The organism is Actinomadura rugatobispora, assembly GCF_055379765.1.
Window position 1 is genome coordinate 803,903 of record NZ_AP029191.1, and the last position, 22,622, is coordinate 826,524.

The 22,622-nt window shown below is 72.7% G+C and carries 12 protein-coding genes; all 12 read right to left on the reverse strand.

Going from position 1 to position 22,622, the window contains the following annotated elements:
- Positions 1-34: 34 nt before the first annotated feature.
- The 12 genes from ACZ466_RS03215 to ACZ466_RS03270 all read right to left on the reverse strand — a co-directional run bounded on the left by ACZ466_RS03215 (position 35) and on the right by ACZ466_RS03270 (position 22,621).
- The gene (locus ACZ466_RS03215; protein WP_464042793.1) at positions 35-2,671 is read right to left on the reverse strand and encodes a glycoside hydrolase family 127 protein; all 2,637 of its coding nucleotides are present in this window, start codon (positions 2,669-2,671) and stop codon (positions 35-37) included.
- Entirely contained in the window at positions 2,668-4,758 is a 2,091-nt protein-coding gene (locus ACZ466_RS03220) for an alpha-L-rhamnosidase-related protein (protein WP_378283466.1), read from the reverse strand. Before ACZ466_RS03220 ends, ACZ466_RS03215 begins: the two co-directional genes overlap by 4 nt.
- 103 nt (positions 4,759-4,861) lie before the next feature.
- Entirely contained in the window at positions 4,862-7,858 is a 2,997-nt protein-coding gene (locus tag ACZ466_RS03225) for a glycosyl hydrolase (protein ID WP_378283465.1), read from the reverse strand.
- 95 nt (positions 7,859-7,953) lie between these two features.
- Positions 7,954-10,662, reverse strand: coding sequence for a family 78 glycoside hydrolase catalytic domain (locus tag ACZ466_RS03230; RefSeq protein ID WP_378283464.1), 2,709 nt, complete (start codon positions 10,660-10,662; stop codon positions 7,954-7,956).
- 140 nt (positions 10,663-10,802) lie between these two features.
- Positions 10,803-13,814, reverse strand: a complete 3,012-nt coding sequence (locus tag ACZ466_RS03235) for a family 78 glycoside hydrolase catalytic domain (protein WP_378283463.1) — start codon at positions 13,812-13,814, stop codon at positions 10,803-10,805.
- Between the two features lie 295 nt (positions 13,815-14,109).
- Complete coding sequence (locus tag ACZ466_RS03240; protein ID WP_378283462.1) at positions 14,110-15,516, reverse strand: arabinose isomerase; 1,407 nt, start codon at positions 15,514-15,516, stop codon at positions 14,110-14,112.
- Positions 15,517-15,595: 79 nt separating this feature from the next.
- Positions 15,596-17,647: a bifunctional aldolase/short-chain dehydrogenase gene (locus ACZ466_RS03245; RefSeq protein ID WP_378283461.1), complete on the reverse strand. Its 2,052-nt coding sequence runs from the start codon at positions 17,645-17,647 to the stop codon at positions 15,596-15,598.
- Between the two features lie 68 nt (positions 17,648-17,715).
- A complete protein-coding gene (rhaI, locus tag ACZ466_RS03250; RefSeq protein ID WP_378283460.1) occupies positions 17,716-18,882 on the reverse strand; it encodes an L-rhamnose isomerase in 1,167 nt (388 codons plus the stop codon).
- A 37-nt stretch (positions 18,883-18,919) separates the two neighbouring features.
- Positions 18,920-19,237 (reverse strand): L-rhamnose mutarotase, encoded by a 318-nt coding sequence (locus ACZ466_RS03255; protein WP_378283459.1) that lies wholly within the window; start codon positions 19,235-19,237, stop codon positions 18,920-18,922.
- A 66-nt stretch (positions 19,238-19,303) separates the two neighbouring features.
- Positions 19,304-20,386, reverse strand: coding sequence for a rhamnose ABC transporter substrate-binding protein (rhaS, locus tag ACZ466_RS03260; RefSeq protein WP_378283458.1), 1,083 nt, complete (start codon positions 20,384-20,386; stop codon positions 19,304-19,306).
- Positions 20,387-20,457: 71 nt separating this feature from the next.
- Complete coding sequence (locus ACZ466_RS03265; protein WP_378283457.1) at positions 20,458-21,462, reverse strand: ABC transporter permease; 1,005 nt, start codon at positions 21,460-21,462, stop codon at positions 20,458-20,460.
- Positions 21,452-22,621 (reverse strand): ABC transporter permease, encoded by a 1,170-nt coding sequence (locus tag ACZ466_RS03270; RefSeq protein WP_378283456.1) that lies wholly within the window; start codon positions 22,619-22,621, stop codon positions 21,452-21,454. The genes ACZ466_RS03265 and ACZ466_RS03270 overlap by 11 nt, the downstream gene beginning before the upstream one ends.
- Position 22,622 lies beyond the last annotated feature (1 nt).

Consider the following 22,622-nt stretch of genomic DNA (forward strand, 5'->3'; position numbering starts at 1 on the left):
GGGCGGCGGGGGTCGGCCGGTCAGCGGGCGGGCCTCACGACGGCCTTCCGCGCTGGTGCAGCGCGGCCACGTCAGAACCTCTCTGGGGGGACGACCCCCCAGGCCCCCCGGCAACGGCTGCGCCGACATTCCTCGCTACGCTGCGGATGTCGGCGGCCGGGAGCGCGTGGTTGTAGAGGCGGAAGTCGGCGGCCTGGCCGTGCATGAACGGGTGGCGGGTGTCCTGGGACCGGCCGACGAAGTTGTTCGACGTGGCGCCCAGGGCCAGCGGGCTCATGATCAGGCCGTTCTTGCGGCCCGCCTCGGCTCCGTCGACGTACAGGACGGCCGAGCCGCCGCCCTCGGCGGTGACGGCGACCGCGACGTGCGTCCAGGCCCCGGTGGGGAGGGCCGCGGGGGCGTCGGCGAAGTCCTCGCCCTCCATCCCGCCGAGCTTCATCGAGAACCGCGCCCGGCCCGATCCGGTGCGCGCGTTCACGTAGAAGAACGTCTGCCGGTTGAAGCCCAGATCGAAGACCCGCACGTTGTTGGTGACCGTCTCCAGCCGGACCCACAGCGCGACCGTGAGCGCGTCCAGCCCGGCGAGCAGGCCGGGCGGCAGGACGGCGTGCCCGCCGGTGCCGTCCAGCGACAACGTCCCGTCGCTCCAGGCCGCCGGGCCGGTGAGGCGCGCCGCGGGCCAGGCGCCGGTGGCGTCGGCCGCGGTCGTCCCGCGCCCCTCGTCCAGGGGATAGTGGGCGACCAGGCCGGGACGGTGGCGCGGCGCCGGGGTCGCCCAGTACACGTTGTAGCGCTGGTGGTGGACCTCGGCGAACGGCATCAGCGTCACGTCGGCCCCGTCCGCCCGCGCCGTGTAGCGCAGCGGCTCGCCGCGGACGGGCGCCAGCGAGCGCGGGTCGATGGCCGGGAAGGTGTTGAGGTCCCGGTCGCCGTACGCGCCCGCCAGGACGACCGGGCCGTGCGTCACGGCCTGGACGTGGGGGTTGTCGGGCGCCTTCCGCCAGACCGGCTCCATCGGCATGGCCAGCTCGATCGTGTCGCCCGGCCGCCAGTGCCGCTCGATCGTGGCGTAGGCGCCGGGCCGGGCGTCGTTGCCCAGGCCGGGCACGGCCCTGCCGTTCACGCGGATCCGGGCGCGGCGGCCGCGCGCGTCCAGCCAGCCCGGGATCCGGATCTTGACGGCGAAGCGGCCGCCGCCCTCGGTGATCGTGAGCCGGGTGGTCTCCGCGTGCGGGTAGCCGGTCTCCTGGCGGACGCGGACGCCCCGCTCCGCCCAGTGCACCTCGGAGGGGACGAACAGGTTGACGTACAGGGCGTTCCGCGAGCGGAAGTAGACGCTGTCGGCGAACTTGGTGTGCGTCTCCAGGCCCGTCCCGTGGTCGCAGGAGAAGTTGTCGTAGTCGCCGCTGTAGCTGCCGGGCGCCGCCCCCAGCCCGCCCTTGGGTTTGCGCTCCGACCCGGGGAACAGTCCTGTGTAGTAGGTGACGAAGCCGTGCGCGGACCGCGGGTCCTGCTCCCCCAGCATCTGGTTGAGCAGCGCCCACTCGTAGTAGTCCATGTACTCGGCCGAGCCCGGGTCGTGGAAGAACAGCAGCCGGGTCAGCTTGAGCATGTTGTAGGTGTTGCAGTTCTCGCAGGTGTCCTCGCTGAGGCGGCTGACCAGTTCGCGGGGCGGGCCGAAGAACTCCTGGTTGCTGTTGCCGCCGATCACGTAGGTGTGGTCGTGGACGACGGTGTCCCAGAAGAACGCCGCGATGTCGCGGTAGCGGCGCTCCCCCGTGGCCTCGTACTCGCGGACCGCCCCGACCACCTTGGGGATCTGGGTGTTGGCGTGCTCGCCGTCGAGGGCGTCGCGGCGCTCCGCCAGCGGCACGTACAGCTCGTCGTGGTCGAAGCGGCGGGCGGTGGCCAGGTGCGCCGGATCCCCGGTGACCATGTGCAGCTCGGCGAGCACGTCGTTCATGCCGCCGAACTCCACCCGCAGCAGCCCCTGCATCCGCTCGCGGGACAGCTTGGAGGTGCGGGCGTCCGCCCAGCCCGCCATGCCCTTCACCACGTCCAGGGCCTGCCGGTTGCCGCTGAGCCGGTACTGGTCCAGCAGCCCGGCCATGATCTTGTGGATGGTGTAGTACGGCGCCCAGGGCTTGGCGCCCGCCTCCAGCTGGTCGAAGGTCTCCTCTCCGAACGCCGACAGGTAGCCGCGGGTGAAGCCCGCGCCGGGCGAGGCGGCCTGGCACTTGGCCAGCTCCGCCACCAGGTGGCGGGCCTTGGCGGAGTACGCGTCGTCCCCCGTGTTGGCGTGCGCCTGGGCCAGCGCCGTCAGCAGGTGGCCGGTGGTGTGGCCGCGCAGCAGGACGTTCGGGGCCTCCCAGCCGCCGCACGGCTCCGCCGAGGAGGGCAGGCCCACGTTCAGGCGGAAGGTGTGCAGCAGCCGGTCGGCGTCGATGAACTTCAGGTAGGCGCAGGTCCGGAGCATGTTGTCGCGGAACGGGCCGTCCAGCAGCGTGACGGCCGACAGCGGGAACGGCGACACCCGTGCGGTGACGGCCCCGGCGGCCGTGTCCGCCGCAGAGGCGGGACGGGCCGCGGGGACGCCGATGCCGACGGCCGTCGCCGTGGCGCCCGCCGTGCCGATGAAGGCACGGCGGGAAACCTGGCCGGCCCCGCTCACCGGGCGCCCAGGCGGTCGCTGCTGATGGAGTGGCCGCCGCGCAGCCCGTTCAGGTAGACGTACTCCCCGTCGGTGTAGGCGTGGTAGTTGCCCCGGGCCTTGCCCTTGGCGCCGTCCCAGACCTTCTTGCCGTCGACGTAGACGTCGATGCGCGAACCGAAGGTGGGCACGCCCGCACGCCCCTCGGCGCCGCGCGGCGCGTTCAGCTTGGCGCTGTACTCGCCCTTGGCCACCTTCCAGGACGCGTCCACCGCGCCGTAGGTGGTGGTGATGCGGCCCTGGGCGAAGGACAGGTCGGCAGTGTGCGGGACGAAGTCGAACGTCCGCCCGCCCGTGCCGGTGACGTTGAGCCCCAGCACGTAGAAGGTGAGCGCGGGGGTCGGGCCCGTCGCCCAGGCGTGGGCCAGGCTCACGTAGGAGCTGCAGAAGACGCAGCCGTCCTCGGGGTTGCGGAACGACTCCCAGAAGGTGCTCTTGGTGCCCTGCGGGTGGTTGAGCATGTAGCCCCACTGGCGCCGGATGATGTCCACGCCCGCCTTGTCGGCGGCCTGCCCGCCCGCGGCGAAGTGGGCGTTGACCTCCATCGAGCCGGAGAAGACCCCGGGGTTGCCCTTGTTCTCGGGGGCGGTCGTGGCGACCGAGTTCCAGTTGCCGGTGAGCTTGGCGCTGACGCGGCGGGCCTTCTCGCGGTCGGCCAGGCCGTACCAGACCGCGAGCGAGTTGCCGTCCTGGGCGTGGATCGGGGAGTCGGGGTAGAACTTGTAGGCCCCGGCGGCCTCGTCCCACAGGTGGGTGTCGACGGCGGTGCGCAGTGCCTTGGCCCGCTCGGCGTACGACGCGGCCAGCTCCTTGTCCCCCTGGACGGCGGCGAGCCGCGACCCGGTGTCCAGGACGCGCCACAGCAACACGTTGGCGATGAGGTTCTCGCCCTTGGCCAGGATCCGCACCGAGTCGGAGGTGCCCGTGATGGACAGCAGCCCCCGGTCGTTCACCTTGCCGGTGGTGTACTCGACGGCGTGCTTGTAGCGGCCCCACACGTCCGCCAGCCACCGCCGGTCACCGGTGTAGTTGTAGTAGTCCCAGCTCGCGGCCAGGGTCCACAGGTGGTAGGTGTCCGAGCCGTACTTCTCCAGCATCGGCCCGGCGTAGGGCAGCTCCCCGGTGTCGCGCTGGTGCTGGTAGACGGTGGTGAGCGCGTTGCGGGCCGAGACGGTGTCGTTGAACGCCGCGTACGCCGCCGGGATCTCGATGCCCAGGTCGCCCGGCCACACGGTGCGGTCGCGCTTGGCGCCGTCCACCAGGATGGTGTCGCCGACGCCGATCGTGCCGCCGTTGTCCCACAGCTGCGCCGGCGCCTCCCAGACCCGGCCGGTCTTGGGCGCGATGGTGTTGAGCTGGACGGTGTAGGCGCCCGCGTACCAGATCCGGTTGAGGAGCTCGTCGCTGGAGTAGAAGTGGTTGGCGTAGCGGGCGGGGTCCTTCATCTTGGGCGCGGGGGTGAAGTGGAGGGAGACCCCGTCCAGCTCCACCCGCCCGGCCGACTCCAGGAAGATCGTCAGGTAGCGGAAGCCGCCGCGCAGGTACTTGGCCGGGGTCGTGTACGTGGTACGGCCGTCGACGTCGGTGGACAGGGCGCCGTCGCGGCTGCGCGGGCCGCCGGTGGAGGCGTCGCTGGTGGGCTGGCCCGCGTACACCGACGACTCCGAGAACGCCAGCCCGACCTTCTGCGGCCCGTCCGACCCGGCGAAGTTCACCGTGGTCAGGCCGCTGACCTCCTTGCCGAAGTCCAGCGTGACGGACGCCCCGGCGCCGCTCAGGGCGGTCCGCCGCCCCTTGAGCACCGCCTGCGGGTCGGTGACCTCGCCCTGCGTGGCGAAGATCGCGACGGGGCGGATCGTCCGGTCGGAGGGCGAGAGGTTGTAGGCGTCCCAGGGCCGGGCGGGGCGCCGGTCGTCGGCGGCGCTCGTGGCCGCCGGGGCGGTGACGACCAGCGGGACGGTGACCGCCGCCAGGCCCAGGGCCAGTGCGGCCCGGCCGCGCACGCGCTTGACTACGGAGCTTCCATCTCTGACTACGCTGTGCTGCATGGGTTCCTCGTGTTCCGGTTCGCTACTGGACGGGGGATGAGGGATTCACCGTGCGGGAGGGCGGTGCCAGCGCCCTCCCGCACGCTTTCTCGGGGGATCGGCGTCAGGAGGCCCCGACGGTCGCCTCGCCGTACGGGACGAGCCGGACCGGCCCGACCAGCCCGTAGTTCTGCCGGGACGCGCCGCCGTAGACGGCCGGGTCGGATACCCGGAGCCGGTTGTTGAGCGTGGTGGCGACCTCCACCTCGATCGTGTTGGCGCCGCGCCGCAGGTACGGGCCGACGTCCACGACCGGGTTGATCAGGTCGACGGCCGGCAGCCGCCGCCCGTTGACCGTCACCCGGCAGGTGTCGAAGACCTCGCCGAGCTCCAGGTACGCGCCGGGCCAGCCGTCCCGGCCGAGGTCGACCGTGGCGGTGTAGCGGCCGACGCCGGAGACGTCGGCCAGCTCGGGGATCTGCGGCCACGGCTTGAGCGCGTCCAGGACGAGGTCGTGCCGGACGGTCGCGGTCTCGGCCGCGGTGCGGCCGGGCCGGAAGTCCTCGACCTGCAGCCGCCACCCGGTGAGGGCGATCGGGGCGGGCAGCTCCGCGATGGTGGCGGGGGCGGTGCGGCCGCCGGGCAGGGTCGTGGTGTACGTCCCCGCCCTGGTGTCGCGGATCGCCAGCCGGTTCCCGGGGACGACGCGGATCTCGGCGGCCTCGGTGGCGGTGGCATAGGGGGCGGCGCGCCCGGGGGCGGGCCGGGCCAGGGCGATGGCGGTGGCCTCGCCCGGCTGCAGCGCCACCCGCAGCGTGACCGTGTCGCCGTCGGCCCGGTAGAGGGCGATCGGCTCGATCTCGCCGGTCCAGAGGTCGAGCCGGTGCGGCACGGCCCTCCGGTCGGTCCGGGTCAGCGTGACCTCGTGGTCGATGGCCGCGATCGGCGGCTTGGGGGTCTCGCTGTGCTTGCCGTTGACCAGGTAGTAGTAGTCGATGTCGTCCTCGGCCCGGTGGGCGTGCAGGAGGGTCGAGGCGGTGGCGTAGGTGACGTCCCGGCGCACGCCCAGGGCCTCCAGGGCGCCGGGGACCTCCGGCTCGGTGGCGACGGCGCGCACCTTCGGCTGGGCGAACAGCTGCTTCAGGACGGCCCGCAGCTCCTCGTTCTCGCCGTCCTTGGCGACGCCGGGGACGGTGGCGGCGCTCCAGTCGCCCACGAAGACGACCGGCAGTCCCTTGCGGGTGAGGTCGAGGATGCGCCGAGCGGCGGAGACGGTGAGGGTGGTCTCCCTTCCGGAGAAGCGGTCGCCCTCGACGAACAGGGCCTTGTAGGCGGGGCCGCGCGGGGCGAGCCGTCCGCCGGAGACGGTCGCGCTGGGCAGGTCCAGGACGGGCTCGCTGGCGAACTGGTGGGTCCAGCCGATCGGGATGCCGCTGGCGGTGAACCAGCCCGCCCCGATGCCGGTCTTGCTGAGGCCCTTCTGCCGGAAGACGGCGATGTCGATCCGGTTCTGCCCGGCCTGGGTCAGCTGGTGGACGCGCCCCAGGTAGGCCGACACGTCCGGGGCGTGTCGCCAGGTGGGCTGGCGCGGGCCCCACGACTCGGCGTACCCGATCCCGCCGTTGTAGGGGGTGAACCCCGCGAACCCCGGCCAGTTGACTCCGGGGGCGGTCGCGTAGGAGAACCCGTGCAGCACGGTCATGTTGAGACCGGCCGCGTAGGCGCCGCCCATGGTGCGCAGCAGCTTGTCCCAGGTGGTGTTGTACGCGCCGCCCTGGTACGCGCCGGCCTCGCACGACAGCACCTTGCGCCCGCCCAGGTCGCGGCCGCCCGCCAGGGTGCGGTAGTCGTCGAGGTTCTTGAACCCGAGCGACTCCCCCTCGGGGATGTCGACGATGGCGGCGGCGTGGATGGTGTCGGTCTGGAGTCCGTAGGGCTGGGCGCGGAACTCCAGGCCGATCGAGTGCGCCCACGTGGTGAGCGGGACGAAGTGGTGCTCGTTGAACAGCTCGGAGACGGTCAGCCAGAAGTCGTGGCGGGCGTGCCGGGTCACGTCCGCCTCGTAGGAGAACACCGGGTCCTCGTCGTTCAGCACGATCACCGGCAGGTACGGCTCCAGCGCGTACCCGCGGCGCTTCTGGAACTCCCCGGCCAGGCCGGGGGTCCAGTTGAGCGCCTCGGTCTCCAGCTCGATGGAGTCCTCGAACAGGGCCCCGCCCGCCTGCCGGATCAGCCGCCGGATCTTCGGGGTGAGCAGCCGCTCCTCCCAGAAGTCGATGACGGCCTGGGTGCCGGCGCGGCTGAAGTGGTCGACGACCGCGCAGTCCGGGGCGCTGTGCGGCCCGGACTCGGGGCGCTGCCCGCTGCCGCGCCGCCAGTACGACAGCAGCAGCCACTCCCCGTCCTCGGGCGCGGTCCAGGCGATCCGGCCGTCCCTGACGCGGGAGGTGAGGTCCTGCCAGGTGCCGCGGGCGAGGCCGACGACCTTCCCGCTGTTGTTGGCGGGGTCCTTGCGCACGGCGTGGACGGCCTCCAGGTGCCGCCGCGTCACCCCGGTGTGCGGGCCGACGGCGGGTTCGGGCACGGGCCCGTCGTGGGTCGCTCCCCCGGCGACGGTGACCGTCCCGTACGCCAGTTCCTGGACGGCGGCCGGGCTGTCGGGCGTGATGTCCGGGACGGCGGCGGGCCAGGCGGGGCCGATGGTGAGGTCCACGGTGATGCCGCGCTTGCGCGCCTGGTCCAGCGCGGCCTCGACGCCCGCGTTCCAGGCGGGGGTGCCCCAGCCGTGGTGCACGGGGTCCAGGACGGACTTGTCGCGGATGCTGTGGTGCACCGCGACGATCTCCGCGCCGCCGAAGCCCGCGTCGGCGATCTGGTCGATCTCCCGCCGGATCTCGGCGGGCGTGACGTGCGCGTCCGGCCACCACCAGCGGAACTTGGGCCGGACCGCCGCGGCGGGGCGCGCGAAGCGGGCCTCGGGCAGCCCCGTCGCGGCGTGGGCGACCGCTCCGCCCCCCAGGGGCAGGGCGGCGGCGACCATCGCGCCCCCGCCGGCCACCGTGCCGATCTGCAGCACGTGGCGGCGGGTGAGCCCGTCCTGCCCGGTGCGGTCGTCGTTCATGGATCCTCCTGATGATGCGGGGTGGGTCGGGGCCCGCCGGAGAGGCGGGCCGGTGGGTGGTGGCGGGGGGCGAATGGCGGGGGGCGGCGGATCGGTCAGCTGGTGAAGGAGACGCGACCGGAGCCGACCTCGTAGACGGCGTGGCCGTCGCGCATCCCGGTGAAGCGGGCCTGGCCCTTCACCCGCACGCGGTCGGCGGAGGCCGCGGGGACGTGCACCTCGGCGCGCATGTTCACGGGCACGTCGACGGTCATGGAGAAGCCGCCGCCACGCCTGCTCCAGTCGACGGACACGTCGCCGCGCTGGAGCGGGATGGTGCCCGAGGCCCGGTCCACGCCGGAGGCCGGCGGGCGGACCCGCACCGTGGCGCCCGCAGGGGCGGTCACGGTCACGCCCAGCAGGGTGCGGTTGATGTCCAGCAGCGCGGTGGCGCCCCAGGGGTGGGAGTGGCTCTGCCCGGTCTCCGGTGCGTCCCAGGACTCCCAGGTGAACGTGCCGCCCCGGGCCAGGATGTTGCCCCAGCCAGGCCCCTGGGTGTCGGTGAGCCGGGTGACGAAGGAGTCGGGCCGCTCGCCCAGCGCCTGCATCAGCCGGTGCACGGTGAACGGGCCCATCCGCATGCCCAGGCCCGCGGTGTAGTCGAGCACCTTGGCGCGGTCGGCGGCGGGCGTGACCCCGTAGGCGAGCGCGTAGGCGTTGGCGATCTGCGAGGCGTGCGCGCTCTGCGAGCCGTCGGCCTTGAGCCCGTCGATGTAGACGCCGTCGGAGGAGCGGCGCAGCTTGGCGTTGACGGCCTCGGTGAGGGCCTGCGCCTCGCGGCGGAACGCGGCCGCCTCGTCCTTCCTGCCGAGCGCCTCGGCCGTACGGGCGGAGGCGTTGAACACGTCCACCCCCAGCACGTTGATCACCGTGCGGGCGGCGGTGTCCATGTCGTGCCCGTAGCGCATGGTCGCGGGCCAGTCGATGATCCCGTACTGGTACTGGCCCGACCCTCCGGTCAGGTTGACGACCAGGCCGCTGCCGGCGTCGATGTGCCGGCGCACGTACCCGGCCACCGCGTTCATCACCGGATACGCCACGGCGAGGGTGTCGGTGTCGCCGGACTGCTCGTAGTAGTCCCAGACCCAGCCGGGGAACATCTCGGTGTAGTCGGGGATGTCGCGCTTGCCGTCGCCGTTGGGGTAGACGGCGTTGAGGCGGCCGTCGGGCCAGTAGCGGGCCTGGGAGGCGATGAACTCCCGGATGGCCTGGCGGCTGAGGCGGCGCTCCCCGTACGCGGCCATCGTGGCCAGGGAGACGTCCGCCGAGTCGCCGAGGAACTGGCCCTTCTCGCGGGTCGGGGTGTCCAGGAACTGGGTCTGCGAGCCGTACAGGGCCGACCGGCGCATCAGGTCGTAGGTGGCGTCGACCCCGCGGTCGGAGGTGCGCAGCCTCGCCGTCCGGGACAGGTCCACGTCGGTGTGCTGGACGACCGCGCTGATGTCGCCGGGTTCGGCGCCGCCGCCGGGCGCGATCTCGAAGTAGCGGAAGCCCTCGTAGGTGAAGGCGCGGAAGGTCTGGTCGCCGTCGCGCTGGGTGTAGCCGTAGCTGAGGTCGGTGCTCTGGTTGTCGCTCTTGGAACGTGACACCGAGCCGTCGGCCGTCAGCACGTACCCGGCGTCCATGTCCACGTGCCGCCCGGCCCGGCCGTCGCGGAACCGCACGACCGGGACGGCCGGGATGACCTTGCCGAAGTCGGCGACCAGCGCGCCCGAGGGCAGCCGGGTCACCTTCCGCGGCCGGACCGTGGTGTAGGAGAGCCCGGCCTCCTGGCCCTGCAGCTTCTTGAACACCGGGGTCGGGTGGGCGCCGGCGACCTGGGCGGGCTGCCAGCCGGAGGCGTCGAAGCCGGGGCGGTCCCAGCCGCGCAGCGCCTCCTCGGCGGGGCCGTCGATCTCCTCGACGTAGTCGCCGCCGTCGCCGTTGCGGCGCGGCGCCTGCTTCCACGGGCCGCGCTGGACCTGCCAGGTGCCGTCGGTGACGACGACCTGGCGGCTGCCGTCGGCGTGCTCGATCACCAGCCGCACCAGCAGGCCGGGCTCGCCCTTGGGACGGCCCTGGCCCGACCCGTACCAGTGGACGAGGGCGCCGAGGGTCGCCTGCCCGGCGCGCAGCTTGCCGGTGACGTCGACCGTCCGGTAGAAGCCGTCGTCGGGGTAGGCGAAGGCCGGTCCCCGGTCGACGACCTCCCCGTTGAGGTGCAGGGCGTACTGGTGGCTCGCGGCGATGTGGACGCGCGCCCTGACCACCTTGGACGCGCCCACGGTGATGTCCTTGCGGGCCAGGGTGTAGTCGTCGGCCTCGGCCGTGGTTCGGCGGATCCAGCTCGCCTGCCAGTCCTGGTCGCGCAGCCCGACCTCGAACGAGGCGGGCCGCGACCAGGCCGAGCGCTTGCCCGTCCGGTCCCAGGTGCGGACGGTCCAGGTGTAGGCGGCGCCGCGGGCGAGGGCGGGGCCCGCGTACGGCACGTACTCCTGCCGCGCCGAGTCCACCTTGCCGCTGTCCCAGACGGTCTCGCCCCTTCCCTTGGACGGGTCGCTCCGCACGACGATCTGGTACGCCGACTGGACCTCGCCGGGGTCGACGTCACGGGGACGCCAGCCGAACATGGGCGTGCCCTCCACGTTCAGGGGCTCGGCCCGGTCGCCCACGGTGAGCTGGGCGGGAGCCTGCGGGGCGTGCCCGGCGGCGCGCACCGCCGCGCTGGAGGTGCCGGGCGCCGCCACGACGGGGACGAGCAGCGCAGCCGCAGTGAGGGAGGCCATCAGGGCATGACGCGGTCGACGGGGGGTCATGGATCTCCTCGTGCCGGGGGGTGTGCGGGAGGTGTGCGGGCGGGCGGGGCGAGAGGGCGGGCGGGCCGCCCTCCCGCCCCGATGCGGGGTCGAGGGTGGAGTGGGGTGGGTCAGCCGGTGCCGGACGGAGCGGTGAAGCGGTACGAGCCGGAGCCGACCTCGAAGACGGCGGCGCCGTCCTGCGTCCGCAGGAAGCGGGCGCCGCGCTGCGACACCTCCGCGGCCGACCGGGCGGGGACCCAGACCTCGGCGGTGGCGTTCACGGGGACGGACACCGACAGGTCGAACCGGCCTCCCTTGACCGACCAGTTCGTCTCGACGGGGCCGTAGACCGAGTCGTAGCGGCCCCCGGCGCGGCGCACGTCGCCGCCGGGTCGCGGGCGGATCACGGTGCGGCGGTAGCCGGGCTCACCGGCGCCGATGCCGGCGATGTTCTCGTACATCCACTCGCCGACGGCGCCGTAGGCGTAGTGGTTGAAGGAGTTCATGCCCTCGTCCTGGAAGGTCCCGTCGGGCTTGATGGAGTCCCAGCGCTCCCACATGGTGGTCGCGCCCTTGTCGATCTGATAGCCCCAGGACGGGAAGGTGCGCTGGTGCAGCAGCCGGTAGGCCACGTCGGTGTGCCCGGTCGCGGTCAGGACGGGCAGCAGTTCGGGCGTCCCGAGGAACCCGGTGGACAGGTGCCAGTCCCGCGCCTTGATCAGTTCGACGAGGCGGTCGGCGGCGGGCTTGCGGGCGGCCTCCGGCAGCATGTCCATGGACAGCGCCAGCGCGTAGGCGGTCTGGGTGTCGCCCTTGACGCGGGCGCCGCCCTCGGTGACGTAGGCCTTGGTGAACGCCTCGCGCACCCGTCCGGCCAGCTCGTCGTACCGCTTGCCGTCGTCCGCCTTGCCGAGGGTGCGGGCGACCTTGGCGACCAGGCCGGCGGCGTGGGCGAAGTAGGCGGTGCCGATGACGTCCTTGGGCGTCTCGTCGTCGACGTTCAGCCAGTCGCCGTACCCGGAGGCGGGGCGGAGCAGGCCGTCGCTGTTGTTCTCCAGGTAGGTGATCCACTTCTGCATCGCGGGGTAGCCGGTCTCCAGGACCCGCCGGTCGCCGTACGCCTGGTACAGGTTCCAGGGGACGGTGACGCCCGCGTCGCCCCATCCGGCCGCGCCGCCGCCGATGAACCCGACCTTGGGCGCGACGTCGGGGAACGCGCCGTCGGCGGACTGGGCGTCGCGCATGTCCTGCATCCACTTGGACAGGAAGCGGGCCGACTCCATGGTGTAGGTGGCGGTGCGGGAGAAGACGTTGATGTCGCCCGACCAGCCCATCCGCTCGTCGCGCGCGGGGGTGTCGGTGGGGATGGTCAGGAAGTTGCCGCGCTGGCCCCAGGTGATGTTGCTGTGCAGCTGGTCGAGCATCGGCACGTTCGTCTTGAACGACATCGTGAACGGCTCGGCGGTGTGCATGACCCGCCCGGTGATCGCGTCCGGGCCGGGGGTGCCCGGGTAGCCGGTCACCTCCACGTAGCGGAAGCCGTGGAAGGTGTACCGGGGTTCGTAGGTCTCGGTGCGGCCGCCGCCTTTGAGGGTGTAGGTGTCGGTGGCCTTGGCGGTGCGCAGGTTGCCGGTGTAGAGGCTCCCGTCCTTGTCGAGGACCTCGCCGTGGCGGAGCGTGACGGTCCTGCCGGCCTCGCCGGAGACGCGCAGCCGGACGGCGCCGACCATGTTCTGGCCGAGGTCGACGATGTGCACGCCCGGCTTCGGGCTGGTGATCTTGACGGGGCGGATCTCCCGCTCGACCCGGGTGGGGGCGTCGGGCTGGGCGACGGGCAGCGCCCTGGCCTCGCCGTTGACGATGACCGGCTTCCAGGCGGCGGCGTCGAATCCGGGACCGCTCCAACCGGGCGTCTCGGCGCGCGCGTCGTACGCCTCGCCCATCAGCAGGTCCGAGGACCGCACCGGGCCGGTGGCGCTGCGCCAGCTCGGGTCGGTGACGATCCGCTCGGACGTGCCGTCGGCGTAGTCGATCTGGAGCTGGGCGCGCAGCCAGGGCCGGGGCCCGTACTGCGCCGGGCCGAAGATGGCGATGTGCCCCGCGTACCAGCCGGGCGCGAGCGTGGCCCCGATCGCGTTGGCGCCGCCGCGCAGCAGCTTGGTGACGTCGTAGGTCTGGTACTGGACGCGGGTGTTGTAGTCGGTCCAGCCCGGGGCGAGCTCGTCGTTCCCTACCCGCCGGCCGTTGATCTCGGCGGTGTAGATCCCGAGCGCGGTGGAGTAGAGACGGGCTCGGGCGACCTTCCTGCCGTCGCCGATCCGGAAGTCCTTGCGGAGCTGGGAGGTGAGCCCGTCCGGGCCCGACGAGACGGTCTTGAACGAGAACCGCCGGTCGCCCTCCACCGCCTTGCCGTCCTTGTACGCCTGCCCGTGCGCGTAGCCGCCGCCGGTGTGGCCCCACCAGCCGATCTGGCCGGACGGCTCGGACTGCTCGATGTAGTACGTCCCGGCGGGCACCGCCTGCGGCAGCACCAGGGCCGCCTCGCCGTTGTCCGGGTGGTTCTCCACGCGGCGCCGCATGACCAGCTCGCCGCCGGGGCCGCCCTTGTAGAGGGAGACGGTCACGTCCGCGTCGGTGGTGTGCCAGGTCGGCATCGCGATCGCAACCTCGCTCACCGGCCGGTCGGCGGTGAACGTCTGCCCCTGGGTGCCCTCCCTGAGCTGGGACGGGTCGTTCTGGCCGGTGAAGGAGGTCGGCAGCGGCAGCGGGGAGTCGTGGCCGATCCACTGGCCGCCTAGGGTCCGGCCGTCCAGCAGGCCGGTCTCCCACCACGTGGGGCGGCTCCAGTCGGAGGGGCGCCCGGCCTCGTCCCACACCCGGACCGTCCAGTGGTAGCGGGTGCGCGGCTTGAGCGCGGGCCCGCCGTAGGGGACGAGCACCGACTGGCCGGAGGCGACCCTGCCGCTCTTCCACACGTCCCCGGCGGCGAGCCTGGACGCGCTGGACGCGACGCGGATCTCGTAGGCCGACTGCGACCGGCCGTTCCCGGACGCGCCGAGCCGCCAGCTCAGCCGGGGGCGCGGGTCGTCGAGGCCGAGCGGGTGCTCGCCGTACTCGGTCGTCGCCGCGAGCACGCGCACGCCGCCTCCGCCAGGCGCGGCGGCGGCGACGCCTCCGGCGGTCACGGTGAGGAGCAGGGCCGCTGGAAGAACGACGGGGAGGGAGGCAGGGAGGGAGAGGACTCTGGACGGTGTTCGCCGACGGGACACCCGCATGGGGCTACCTCCGGGTTTTGCGGGCACGGCGACCGGAGCCCTCGGCCGCGTCGCGACGGAGCGCGCGCGTCCGGGGCCGGTCACCGGCGCCTAGGGTGGGATCCCCCGATCACACTCTGCGGCTGGACAAGGGCACTGGGAACGGGGCGGTCCGGGTGGGTCAGGGGCTGACCTCCACGAGCTCGAGGTCCATCAGGTCGGCCACGGCCTTCAGATCGGCGATCCGGTGGCCGGTGCCGAGGGCCCAGTGGTGGGAGATCCCGGTGGCGCTCCAGGCGTCGATCCACTCCCCCGGATCGCAGCCGAAGTCCACCCGCGAGGTGGTGTTGCCGATCCGCAGCAGCGGCCCCTCGACGGTCTCGCCCTCGGAGGCGACGAACGCGAACCGGCCGTCCCGCCGCTGGATGATCCCGAACGCGGTGACCGGGCCGTGCCGGACGTCGAACTCCACCGACACGCCGTAGCCGCGCTTGCCGTGGTAGACGCCCAGGCCGCGCAGCAGCGGCCTGCGGGCGCTGATGGCCAGGTGCGCGGGGCCGTCGTGGCCCATCTCCACGTGGCCGCGGTGGAAGTCCAGCGCCTGCAGCTCGGTGAACGACCCGCCCGCGCCCAGCCGGTCGGCGACCAGCATGGCCAGCGAGGTGCGCAGCTCGTACTCGCCCGCCGCCGGGACGCCGCCGGCGGTGAGCAGCGAGGCGCCGAGGATCATCCCGGCGCCGAGCCGCTCGTGGATCTCCCCGTCCAGGCCGCGGTGGTAGTAGGCCAGGCTGTCGAGCCCGAAGTCCTCCACCAGGTGGTCCAGCCCCGCCGCGACGCGGGCCGCCCAGGCCAGGTCGTCGCCGTTGACCGATTCGGCCAGCTCGAAGACCTCCCGGGCCTCGTCCTCCTTGGCCTTGGCCTCGGCGTCGGTGACCTTCTCCACCCGCACCCGCAGGTCGTCGAACTCCAGCACCTCGACATGTCCGCCGAAGTTGGCGCTGACCAGCGTCAGGTCGGTGGAGACGTCGAGCATGCCCGGGTAGAGGTGGCCCATCAGTCCGTGCCGGCCCCTGCGCAGCGCGGCCCGCACCCCGGCGGCGCGCACCCAGCGGCCGATCTTCGCCCAGGCGCGCTCGTCCTCCAGGTGACCGGACACCGAGCGGAACGGGATCCCGCAGCGCATGAAGGCGTTGGCCATCTCCGGCAGCGGGCAGGCGCCGCAGTAGGCCAGCCACTGGCCGGTGTCGAAGGTCTCGTGGTCCATCGACTCGGTCGGCTGCAGGTTGATCAGCAGCACCGGGGCGCCGGACCGCTGGGCGACCGGCACCAGCATGGTGGCGGTCATGTAGGTGGTGAGGAAGCCGACGATGATGTCGCAGCCCGCCGCGCGCAGCCGCTCGGCCGCCGCGGCGCCCTCCTCGGCGTCGGAGATGAACCCGACGTCCACCACCTCGGCGCCCAGGCCCCGCATGCGCTCCGACACGCGCTCGGCCGACCGTTCGAGCTGCGGCAGCAGGTCGGGGAACTGCGGCCAGTAGGCGCCCAGCCCACCGGCGACCAGTCCCACCTTCACGGGATTGGCGGACATGTGTGCTCCCTGGGGGTGGAGGGGCGGGGGCGGCGCGGCTCCTGCGTGACCGGGCGCCGCCCCCACCTGTTCTGGGGGGTCAGCGGAGGAACGCGGCGGCGACTCCGGCGTCCACGGGCACGTGCAGCCCGGTGGTGTGGGTCAGGTCCCCGCCGGTGAGGGCGAAGACGGCGGCGGCGACGTGCTCGGGCAGCACCTCGCGCTTGAGCAGGGTGCGCTGGGCGTAGAACTCGCCGAGCTTCTCCTCCTCCACGCCGTAGACGGCGGCGCGCTTGGCGCCCCAGCCCCCGGCGAAGATGCCCGAGCCGCGCACCACCCCGTCGGGGTTGATGCCGTTGACCCGGATGCCGTGGCCGCCCAGCTCGGCCGCCAGCAGCCGCACCTGGTGGGCCTGGTCGGCCTTGGTGGCGCCGTAGGCGACGTTGTTCGGCCCGGCGAACACGGCGTTCTTGGAGGAGATGTAGACGATGTCGCCGCCCATGTCCTGGTCGACCATGACGCGGGCGGTCTCCCGGGAGACCAGGAACGAGCCGCGCGCCATCACGTCGTGCTGCAGGTCCCAGTCGGCGGCCGTGGTCTCCAGCAGCGGCTTGGAGATCGACAGCCCGGCGTTGTTGACCACCAGGTCGACGCCCCCGAAGGCCAGCACGGCGGCGCGCACGGCCGCGGCGATCTGCCCCTCGTCGGTGACGTCGACGGCGACCGCGATCGCGACGTCCGGCTCCCGGAGCGCGCCCGCGCCGATCTCGGCGGCGACCTTCTCCGCCCCGGCCAGGTCGCGGTCGGCGACCACGACGCAGGCGCCCTCGGCGGCCAGCCGGCGGGCGGTGGCCGCGCCGATGCCCGACCCGCCGCCGGTGACCAGCGCGACCCGGGTCGCCAGCGGCTTGGGCTTGGGCATCCGGCGGAGCTTGGCCTCCTCCAGCTCCCAGTACTCGATCCGGAACTTCTCCGACTCGGCGATGGGCGCGTAGGACGACAGCGCCTCGGCGCCGCGCATCACGTTGATCGCGTTGACGTAGAACTCGCCCGCGACCCGCGCGGTCTGCTTGTTGGCGCCGAAGCTGAACATGCCGACGCCGGGGACCAGCACGATCGCCGGGTCCGCGCCGCGCATCGCCGGGGAGCCGGCGGTGGCGTGCCGCGCGTAGTAGGCGGCGTAGTCCTCGCGGTAGCGGGCGTGCAGCTCGCGGAGGCGGGCGGTGACGTCCTCCAGCGGCGCGTCCGGCGGCAGGTCCAGCACCAGCGGCGCGACCTTGGTCCGCAGGAAGTGGTCCGGGCAGGAGGTGCCCAGCGCGGCCAGGCGCGGGTGCTCGGCGCGGGCGACGAAGTCCAGCACCTCGGGGCTGTCGGTGTAGTGCCCCACCTGCGGACGGTCGGTCGAGGCCAGGCCGCGGACCAGCGGGAACAGCGCGGCGGCGCGCTCGCGCCGGGCGTCCTCGGGCAGCGTCTCGTACACCACCTCGCCGAACGGGTCGGCCTTGCCGTGCTCGGCGATGAACGCCTCGGCGGTACGGATGATCTCCAGCGCGTTGGCCTGGCACTCCGCACTGGTCTCGCCCCAGGCGGTGATGCCGTGCCCGCCGAGGATCACGCCGATCGCGCCCGGGTTGTCCCGCTTGATCGCGGAGATGTCCAGGCCGAGCTGGAACCCGGGCCGCCGCCACGGCACCCACGGCACCCGGTCGCCGAAGATCCGCCGGGTCAGCTCCTCGCCGTCGGCGGCGGTCGCGATCGCGATGCCCGAGTCGGGGTGCAGGTGGTCGACGTGCGCGGCGTCGACCAGGCCGTGCATGGCGGTGTCGATGGACGGCGCCGCACCGCCCTTGCCGTGCAGGCAGAAGTCGAACGCGGCGACCATCTCGTCCTCGCGCTCGACGCCCGGGTAGACCTCCACCAGCGCGCGCATGCGGTCCAGCCGCAGCACGGCCAGCCCCGCCTCGGTGAGGGTGCCCAGGTCGCCGCCGGAGCCCTTGACCCACATCAGCTCGATGTCCCGGGCCGTCACGGGGTCGGTGACGGTGCCCTTGGCCGAGGCGTTGCCGCCCGCGTAGTTGGTGTTGCGCGGGTCCGAGCCCAGGGTGCGGGCCCGCTCCAGCAGGTGCTCCACCTCGGGTGGAGTGGCGGTCATGACTGGCTCCTCACTTGCCTCACGTGCGTGCCTTGCTGTGTTGCGTGCGTTGCGTGCGCTGAAAGGGGTCAGGCGCCCCAGCCGGCCGCCTGGCCGCCCTGGCGCGCCTCGACGACCGACTCGTAGTAGCCGGAGGCCCGGTACGCGGCGATCGGGTCCCGGTGCAGGCCCATCTCCTCGCGCAGCTCCGCCAGCAGCGGGCGCACGTCGGTGTTGTAGGCGTCCATGAACACCGCGTTGGCGCCCAGCACGTCACCGGCGGACTGCGCGGCCCGCAGCGCGCCGACGTCCACCAGCAGGGCCTTGGCGGTGGCCTCCTGGACGTTCATCACCGACCGGATCTGCCCCTGGATCTTCGGCTCGATGTTGTGGCACTGGTCGAGCATGAACGCCACCCCGGTCTCGGGCTCGTACCCGCCGCCCCGGACCACCTCGTACATGATCCGGTACAGCTGGAACGGGTCGGCCGCGCCCACCATCAGGTCGTCGTCGGCGTAGAACCGCGAGTTGAAGTCGAACCCGCCGAGCTTCCCCTCGCGCAGCAGGAACGCCACGATGAACTCGATGTTGGTGCCCGGCGCGTGGTGCCCGGTGTCCACGACCACCTGCGCCTTGGGGCCGAGCTTGAGGCAGTGCGCGTACGAGGTGCCCCAGTCCGGCAGGTCGGTCATGTAGAAGGCGGGCTCGAACAGCTTGTACTCCAGCAGGAAGCGCTGGTGGTCGCCGAGCCGCTCGTACACCGCGGCCAGCGCCTCGGCCATGCGGTCCTGGCGGTCGCGGACGTCGTCCTGGCCGGGGTAGTTCGTCCCGTCGGAGAACCACAGCTTCAGGTCGCGGGAGCCGGTGGCGTCCATGATGTCGACGCACTCCAGCAGGTGGTCCAGCGCCTTCCGGCGGATCGCCGGGTCGGGGTTGGTGACGCTGCCCAGCATGTAGTCGTCGTCCTGGAACACGTTGGTGTTGATCGCGCCGACCTGGACACCGCGCTCCTTGGCGTACGCCGCCAGCGCCGCGTAGTCGTCCACCCTGTCCCACGGGATGTGCAGGGCGACGCTGGGGGCCACGCCGGTGAAGCGGTGCACCTGGGCGGCGTCGTCGATCTTCTCCTGCGGGGTCCGCGGCACGCCCCGCTGGGCGAAGACCTTGAACCGGGTGCCGGAGTTGCCGTACGCCCACGAGGGAGTCTCGATGTGCTGGCGGCGAAGGGCGTCCTTCACCGCGCTGGTGTCGGTCACGGGGGTTTCCTCTCCGAATCCTTGGGCCCGCTGGGGGTCAGTCCAGGTGGAAGACCTCGGCGAGCGGCCGCATCCCCTGGTCGGGGCGGCCGTCGAGGTCCTCGAAGAACGGCGCCATCTCGGCCTGCCAGCGGGCGTTGACCTCGGTCCGCTCCATCCCGTCGAGGGCCTTCTCGAAGTCGTCGGTCTCCAGGTAGCCCACCAGCAGGCCGTCCTCGCGCAGGAAGAGCGAGTAGTTGCTCCAGCCGGTGTCGCGCAGCGCCGCCCGCATCTCCGGCCAGACCTCGGCGTGCCGCTCGCGGTACTCCTCCAGCCGGTCCTGCCGCACCTTGAGCAGGAAGCAGACGCGTTTCACGGGCACTCCTCCTGGGGAACCGCCCTGCACCGCCGCGGCCGGTCGCCCGGCCGCGGCGGGACGGGGTCAGAAGTTGTACTGGTCGATGTTCTTGGCCTCGAAGACGGTCGGCGGGCCGAGGATGACCTCGCCGTTGGCGCCGATGGTGCGCTCGCCGAGCTTGCCGGCCGTGAACTTCTCGCCCTGCGCCCCGGTGATCTGCCCGGAGGCCAGCGAGGCGGCGGCGTAGGAGGCCAGGTAGCCCAGGTTCTTGGGGTCCCAGAGGGCGAACTGCTTGACGGTGCCGTCCTTGACGAACTGGCGCATCTGGTTGGGCGTGCCCAGGCCGGTCAGGGCCACCTTGCCCTTGTACTGCGAGCCGCTGATGTAGCGGGCCGCGGCGGCGATGCCGACCGTGGTCGGGGAGATGATGCCCTTGAGGTTCGGGTGCGCCTGCAGCAGGCCCTGGGTCTGCTGGAAGGACTTCTGGTCGTCGTCGTCGCCGTAGACGGTGTCGACCAGCTTCAGCCCGGAGTACTCGGGCTTCTTCAGCTCCTCCTTCATGAAGTTGATCCAGGTGTTCTGGTTGGTGGCGTTGGCGGTCGCCGACAGGATCGCGATGTCGCCCTTGCCGCCGAGCTGGTCGCTGATCAGCTTGACCTGGCTGCGCCCGATCTCCTCGGAGCTGGCCTGGTTGATGAACAGGTTCCGGCAGTCCTTGGCGGTGTCGGAGTCATAGGAGACGATCTTGATGCCCTTGCCCATGGCCTGCTTGAGCGGGCCGCACACGGCGTTCTCGTCGTTGGCGGCGATCAGGATCGCGTCGTGCCGCTGCTGGACGAGGGTGTTGATGTAGGAGACCTGCGAGGACGCGGACGCGTCGGACGGGCCGACCTCCTTGGCCTCGCCGCCGAACTCCTTGGCCGCCGCGATCCCGGCGTTGTCCAGGATCGTCGAGTAGGGGTTGTTGACCTGCTTGGGCAGGAAGGCGATCTTCAGGCCCTTCTTGATGGGCGCGTTCGGGTTCGCGGAGGCGTTCCCGCCCGCGGCCGCGCCCCCCGTCTCGGCGGAGTCCTTGGTGGTGCCGCCGCAGGCCGTCAGGGTCAGCGCCAGGGCGCCGATGGAGGCCATCGCCATCATGCGGCGCGGCGCGCGCAGACGAACGGTCATGGTCGTGTGCCTTTCAGGGGGTGGGTGAGAAGGGTGGGTGGAGAAGGGAGCGAGCGGGGCGGGGGGCGATGTCAGGCCGGGCCGGCCGCCGCCGGGGACGCGGATCGCGCGCCCCCGGCGCCTCGCGACTCGCGGACCACGGCGATCAGCCGGGGCGTGAGCACGGAGACGATGAGCAGCAGCCCGGTGACGACCGACTGGATCTCGGTCGACACGTCGTTGAGCATCAGCAGGTTGCGCAGCAGGCCGATCAGCAGCACCGCGGCGATGACGCCGCCGAGGGTGCCCTTGCCGCCGTCGAAGTCGATGCCGCCCAGCAGCACCGCGGCGATGACGGTCAGCTCCAGCCCGAGGCCGTTGTCGGCGCGGGCGCTGCCGTACCGGAGCGTGTACACGATCCCGGCCAGGCCGGCGATCAGCCCGGACACCACGAACAGCACCAGCTTGATCCGCTTGACCCGGATGCCGGCGAAGTAGGCGGCGTCCTCCTGGGAGCCGATCGCGAACAGCGAGCGGCCGACGCCGGTGGCGTGCAGCGTCACGGCGGTGACGACCGCCAGCAGGGCGAACAGCGCGATCGGGTACGGGATCGGGGTGCCCGGCACGGTCTGAGTCGCCAGGTCGGTGTACTGCTGGGGGAACTCGGCGACCGCCTTGGTGCCCAGGACCACGTAGGCCAGGCCCCGGTAGAGCGTCATCGTGCCGATCGTCACCGCCAGCGAGGGCAGCCCGAGCCGGGTCACCAGCAGGCCGTTGACCAGCCCGCAGACGATCCCGACGACCAGCACCACCGGGATGATCGTCTCGAGCGCCCAGCCGGCGTCCCAGAGCCCGCCGGTCAGCGCGCTGCACAGGCCGAGCACGGAGGCGACCGACAGGTCCACCTGCCCGCACACCACCAGCAGCGTCATCGGCAGCGCGATCAGCGCGATCTCGCTCAGGTCGCCGAGCGCGAACGACAGGTTGTCGGAGTTGGCGAAGTCCGGGGAGAAGCCGGCGCCGCCGCAGAACACCGCGACCAGCAGCACGAGGACGGCGGTCTCCCAGCGGATCAGCCCGCGCGCGTCAAACCGCATCGCGGTCGCTCCCTTCTTCCTTGGCCGTCGCCTTGGCCTTGGCCGTGGCCTTGCCCGGGCCCGGCGGGGCGCCCGGCGGTGCCGTCCCGTTGCCGTTGAGGCGGCGCCGGCCGCGCCGGGACCGGGACCTGACCTTCAGCGCGCGGGTCGTCCGCAGGGCCAGCAGCCGGTCGACGCTGATGGCCAGCAGGAGCAGCAGGCCGGTGATGGCGTCCTGCCAGAACGGGTTGACCTTGAGGACGACCAGCACGCTGCCGATGATCGTGATGAGCAGGGCGCCCAGCACGGCGCCGTACACGGTGCCGACCCCACCGACGATCGCCACGCCGCCGACCACGACCGCGCTGACCACCCGCAGCTCCCAGCCGCCCGCCGCGTCGGCCACGACGGTGCCGAACCGGGCCAGCCACAGCACTCCCGCCAGCCCGGCGAGCGCGCCGCTGACCAGGTAGGCGGTCAGCACCCGGCGCCGGATCGGGACGCCCGCCAGCCGGGCCGCCTCGGGGCTGGAGCCGATCGCGTAGTACTCGCGGCCGGAGGAGTAGGAGCGCAGGTAGAAGCCGATCGCCAGCATCACCGCGACGGTGATGATCGGCAGGTAGGGGATGCCGAGGATCGCGTCGTTGCCCAGCGACAGCACCGAGGACGGCAGGTCGGAGGCGCTGATCTGGTCGCCGGAGGCGATGTAGTAGTCCAGGCCCTGGATCACGTACAGCGTGCCCAGCGTGACGACCAGGGCGGGCACCCGGCAGAAGCTGACCAGCAGCCCGTTCACCAGCCCGCAGGCGGTGCCGATCGCCACGCCCAGCAGGGCCACCAGCAGCACGTTGTGGTCGGTGCCGGAGGCGAAGTCGCCGGTGACGAAGGCGACCAGGCCGACCAGCGAGCCGACCGACAGGTCGATGTTGCGGGTGATGACGACCATGGTCTGCCCGACGGCCAGCAGCGCCAGGATGGAGGCGTTGAGGAAGATGTCCTCGACGCCCTGCGCGGACAGGAACCGCGGGTTGACGATCGTGGTGACGGCCACCAGGACGACCAGCGCGCCGACGATGCTCATCTCGCGGGCGCGCAGCACCACGTCGACCAGCCTGCGGCCGCCGGTTCGGGGCGGTCCGCCGGCGGGCGGCCTGGTGGGGGTCTCGGCGAGTACGGTCATG

Excerpts from the sequence above, each read along its gene's own strand:
- ACZ466_RS03220 (WP_378283466.1), bottom strand. The coding sequence starts at position 4,758 with ATGCAGCACAGCGTAGTCAGAGATGGAAGCTCCGTAGTCAAGCGCGTG.
- ACZ466_RS03225 (WP_378283465.1), bottom strand. The coding sequence starts at position 7,858 with ATGAACGACGACCGCACCGGGCAGGACGGGCTCACCCGCCGCCACGTG.
- ACZ466_RS03230 (WP_378283464.1), bottom strand. The coding sequence starts at position 10,662 with ATGGCCTCCCTCACTGCGGCTGCGCTGCTCGTCCCCGTCGTGGCGGCG.
- ACZ466_RS03240 (WP_378283462.1), bottom strand. The coding sequence starts at position 15,516 with ATGTCCGCCAATCCCGTGAAGGTGGGACTGGTCGCCGGTGGGCTGGGC.
- ACZ466_RS03245 (WP_378283461.1), bottom strand. The coding sequence starts at position 17,647 with ATGACCGCCACTCCACCCGAGGTGGAGCACCTGCTGGAGCGGGCCCGC.
- rhaS (WP_378283458.1), bottom strand. The coding sequence starts at position 20,386 with ATGACCGTTCGTCTGCGCGCGCCGCGCCGCATGATGGCGATGGCCTCC.
- ACZ466_RS03265 (WP_378283457.1), bottom strand. The coding sequence starts at position 21,462 with ATGCGGTTTGACGCGCGCGGGCTGATCCGCTGGGAGACCGCCGTCCTC.
- ACZ466_RS03270 (WP_378283456.1), bottom strand. The coding sequence starts at position 22,621 with ATGACCGTACTCGCCGAGACCCCCACCAGGCCGCCCGCCGGCGGACCG.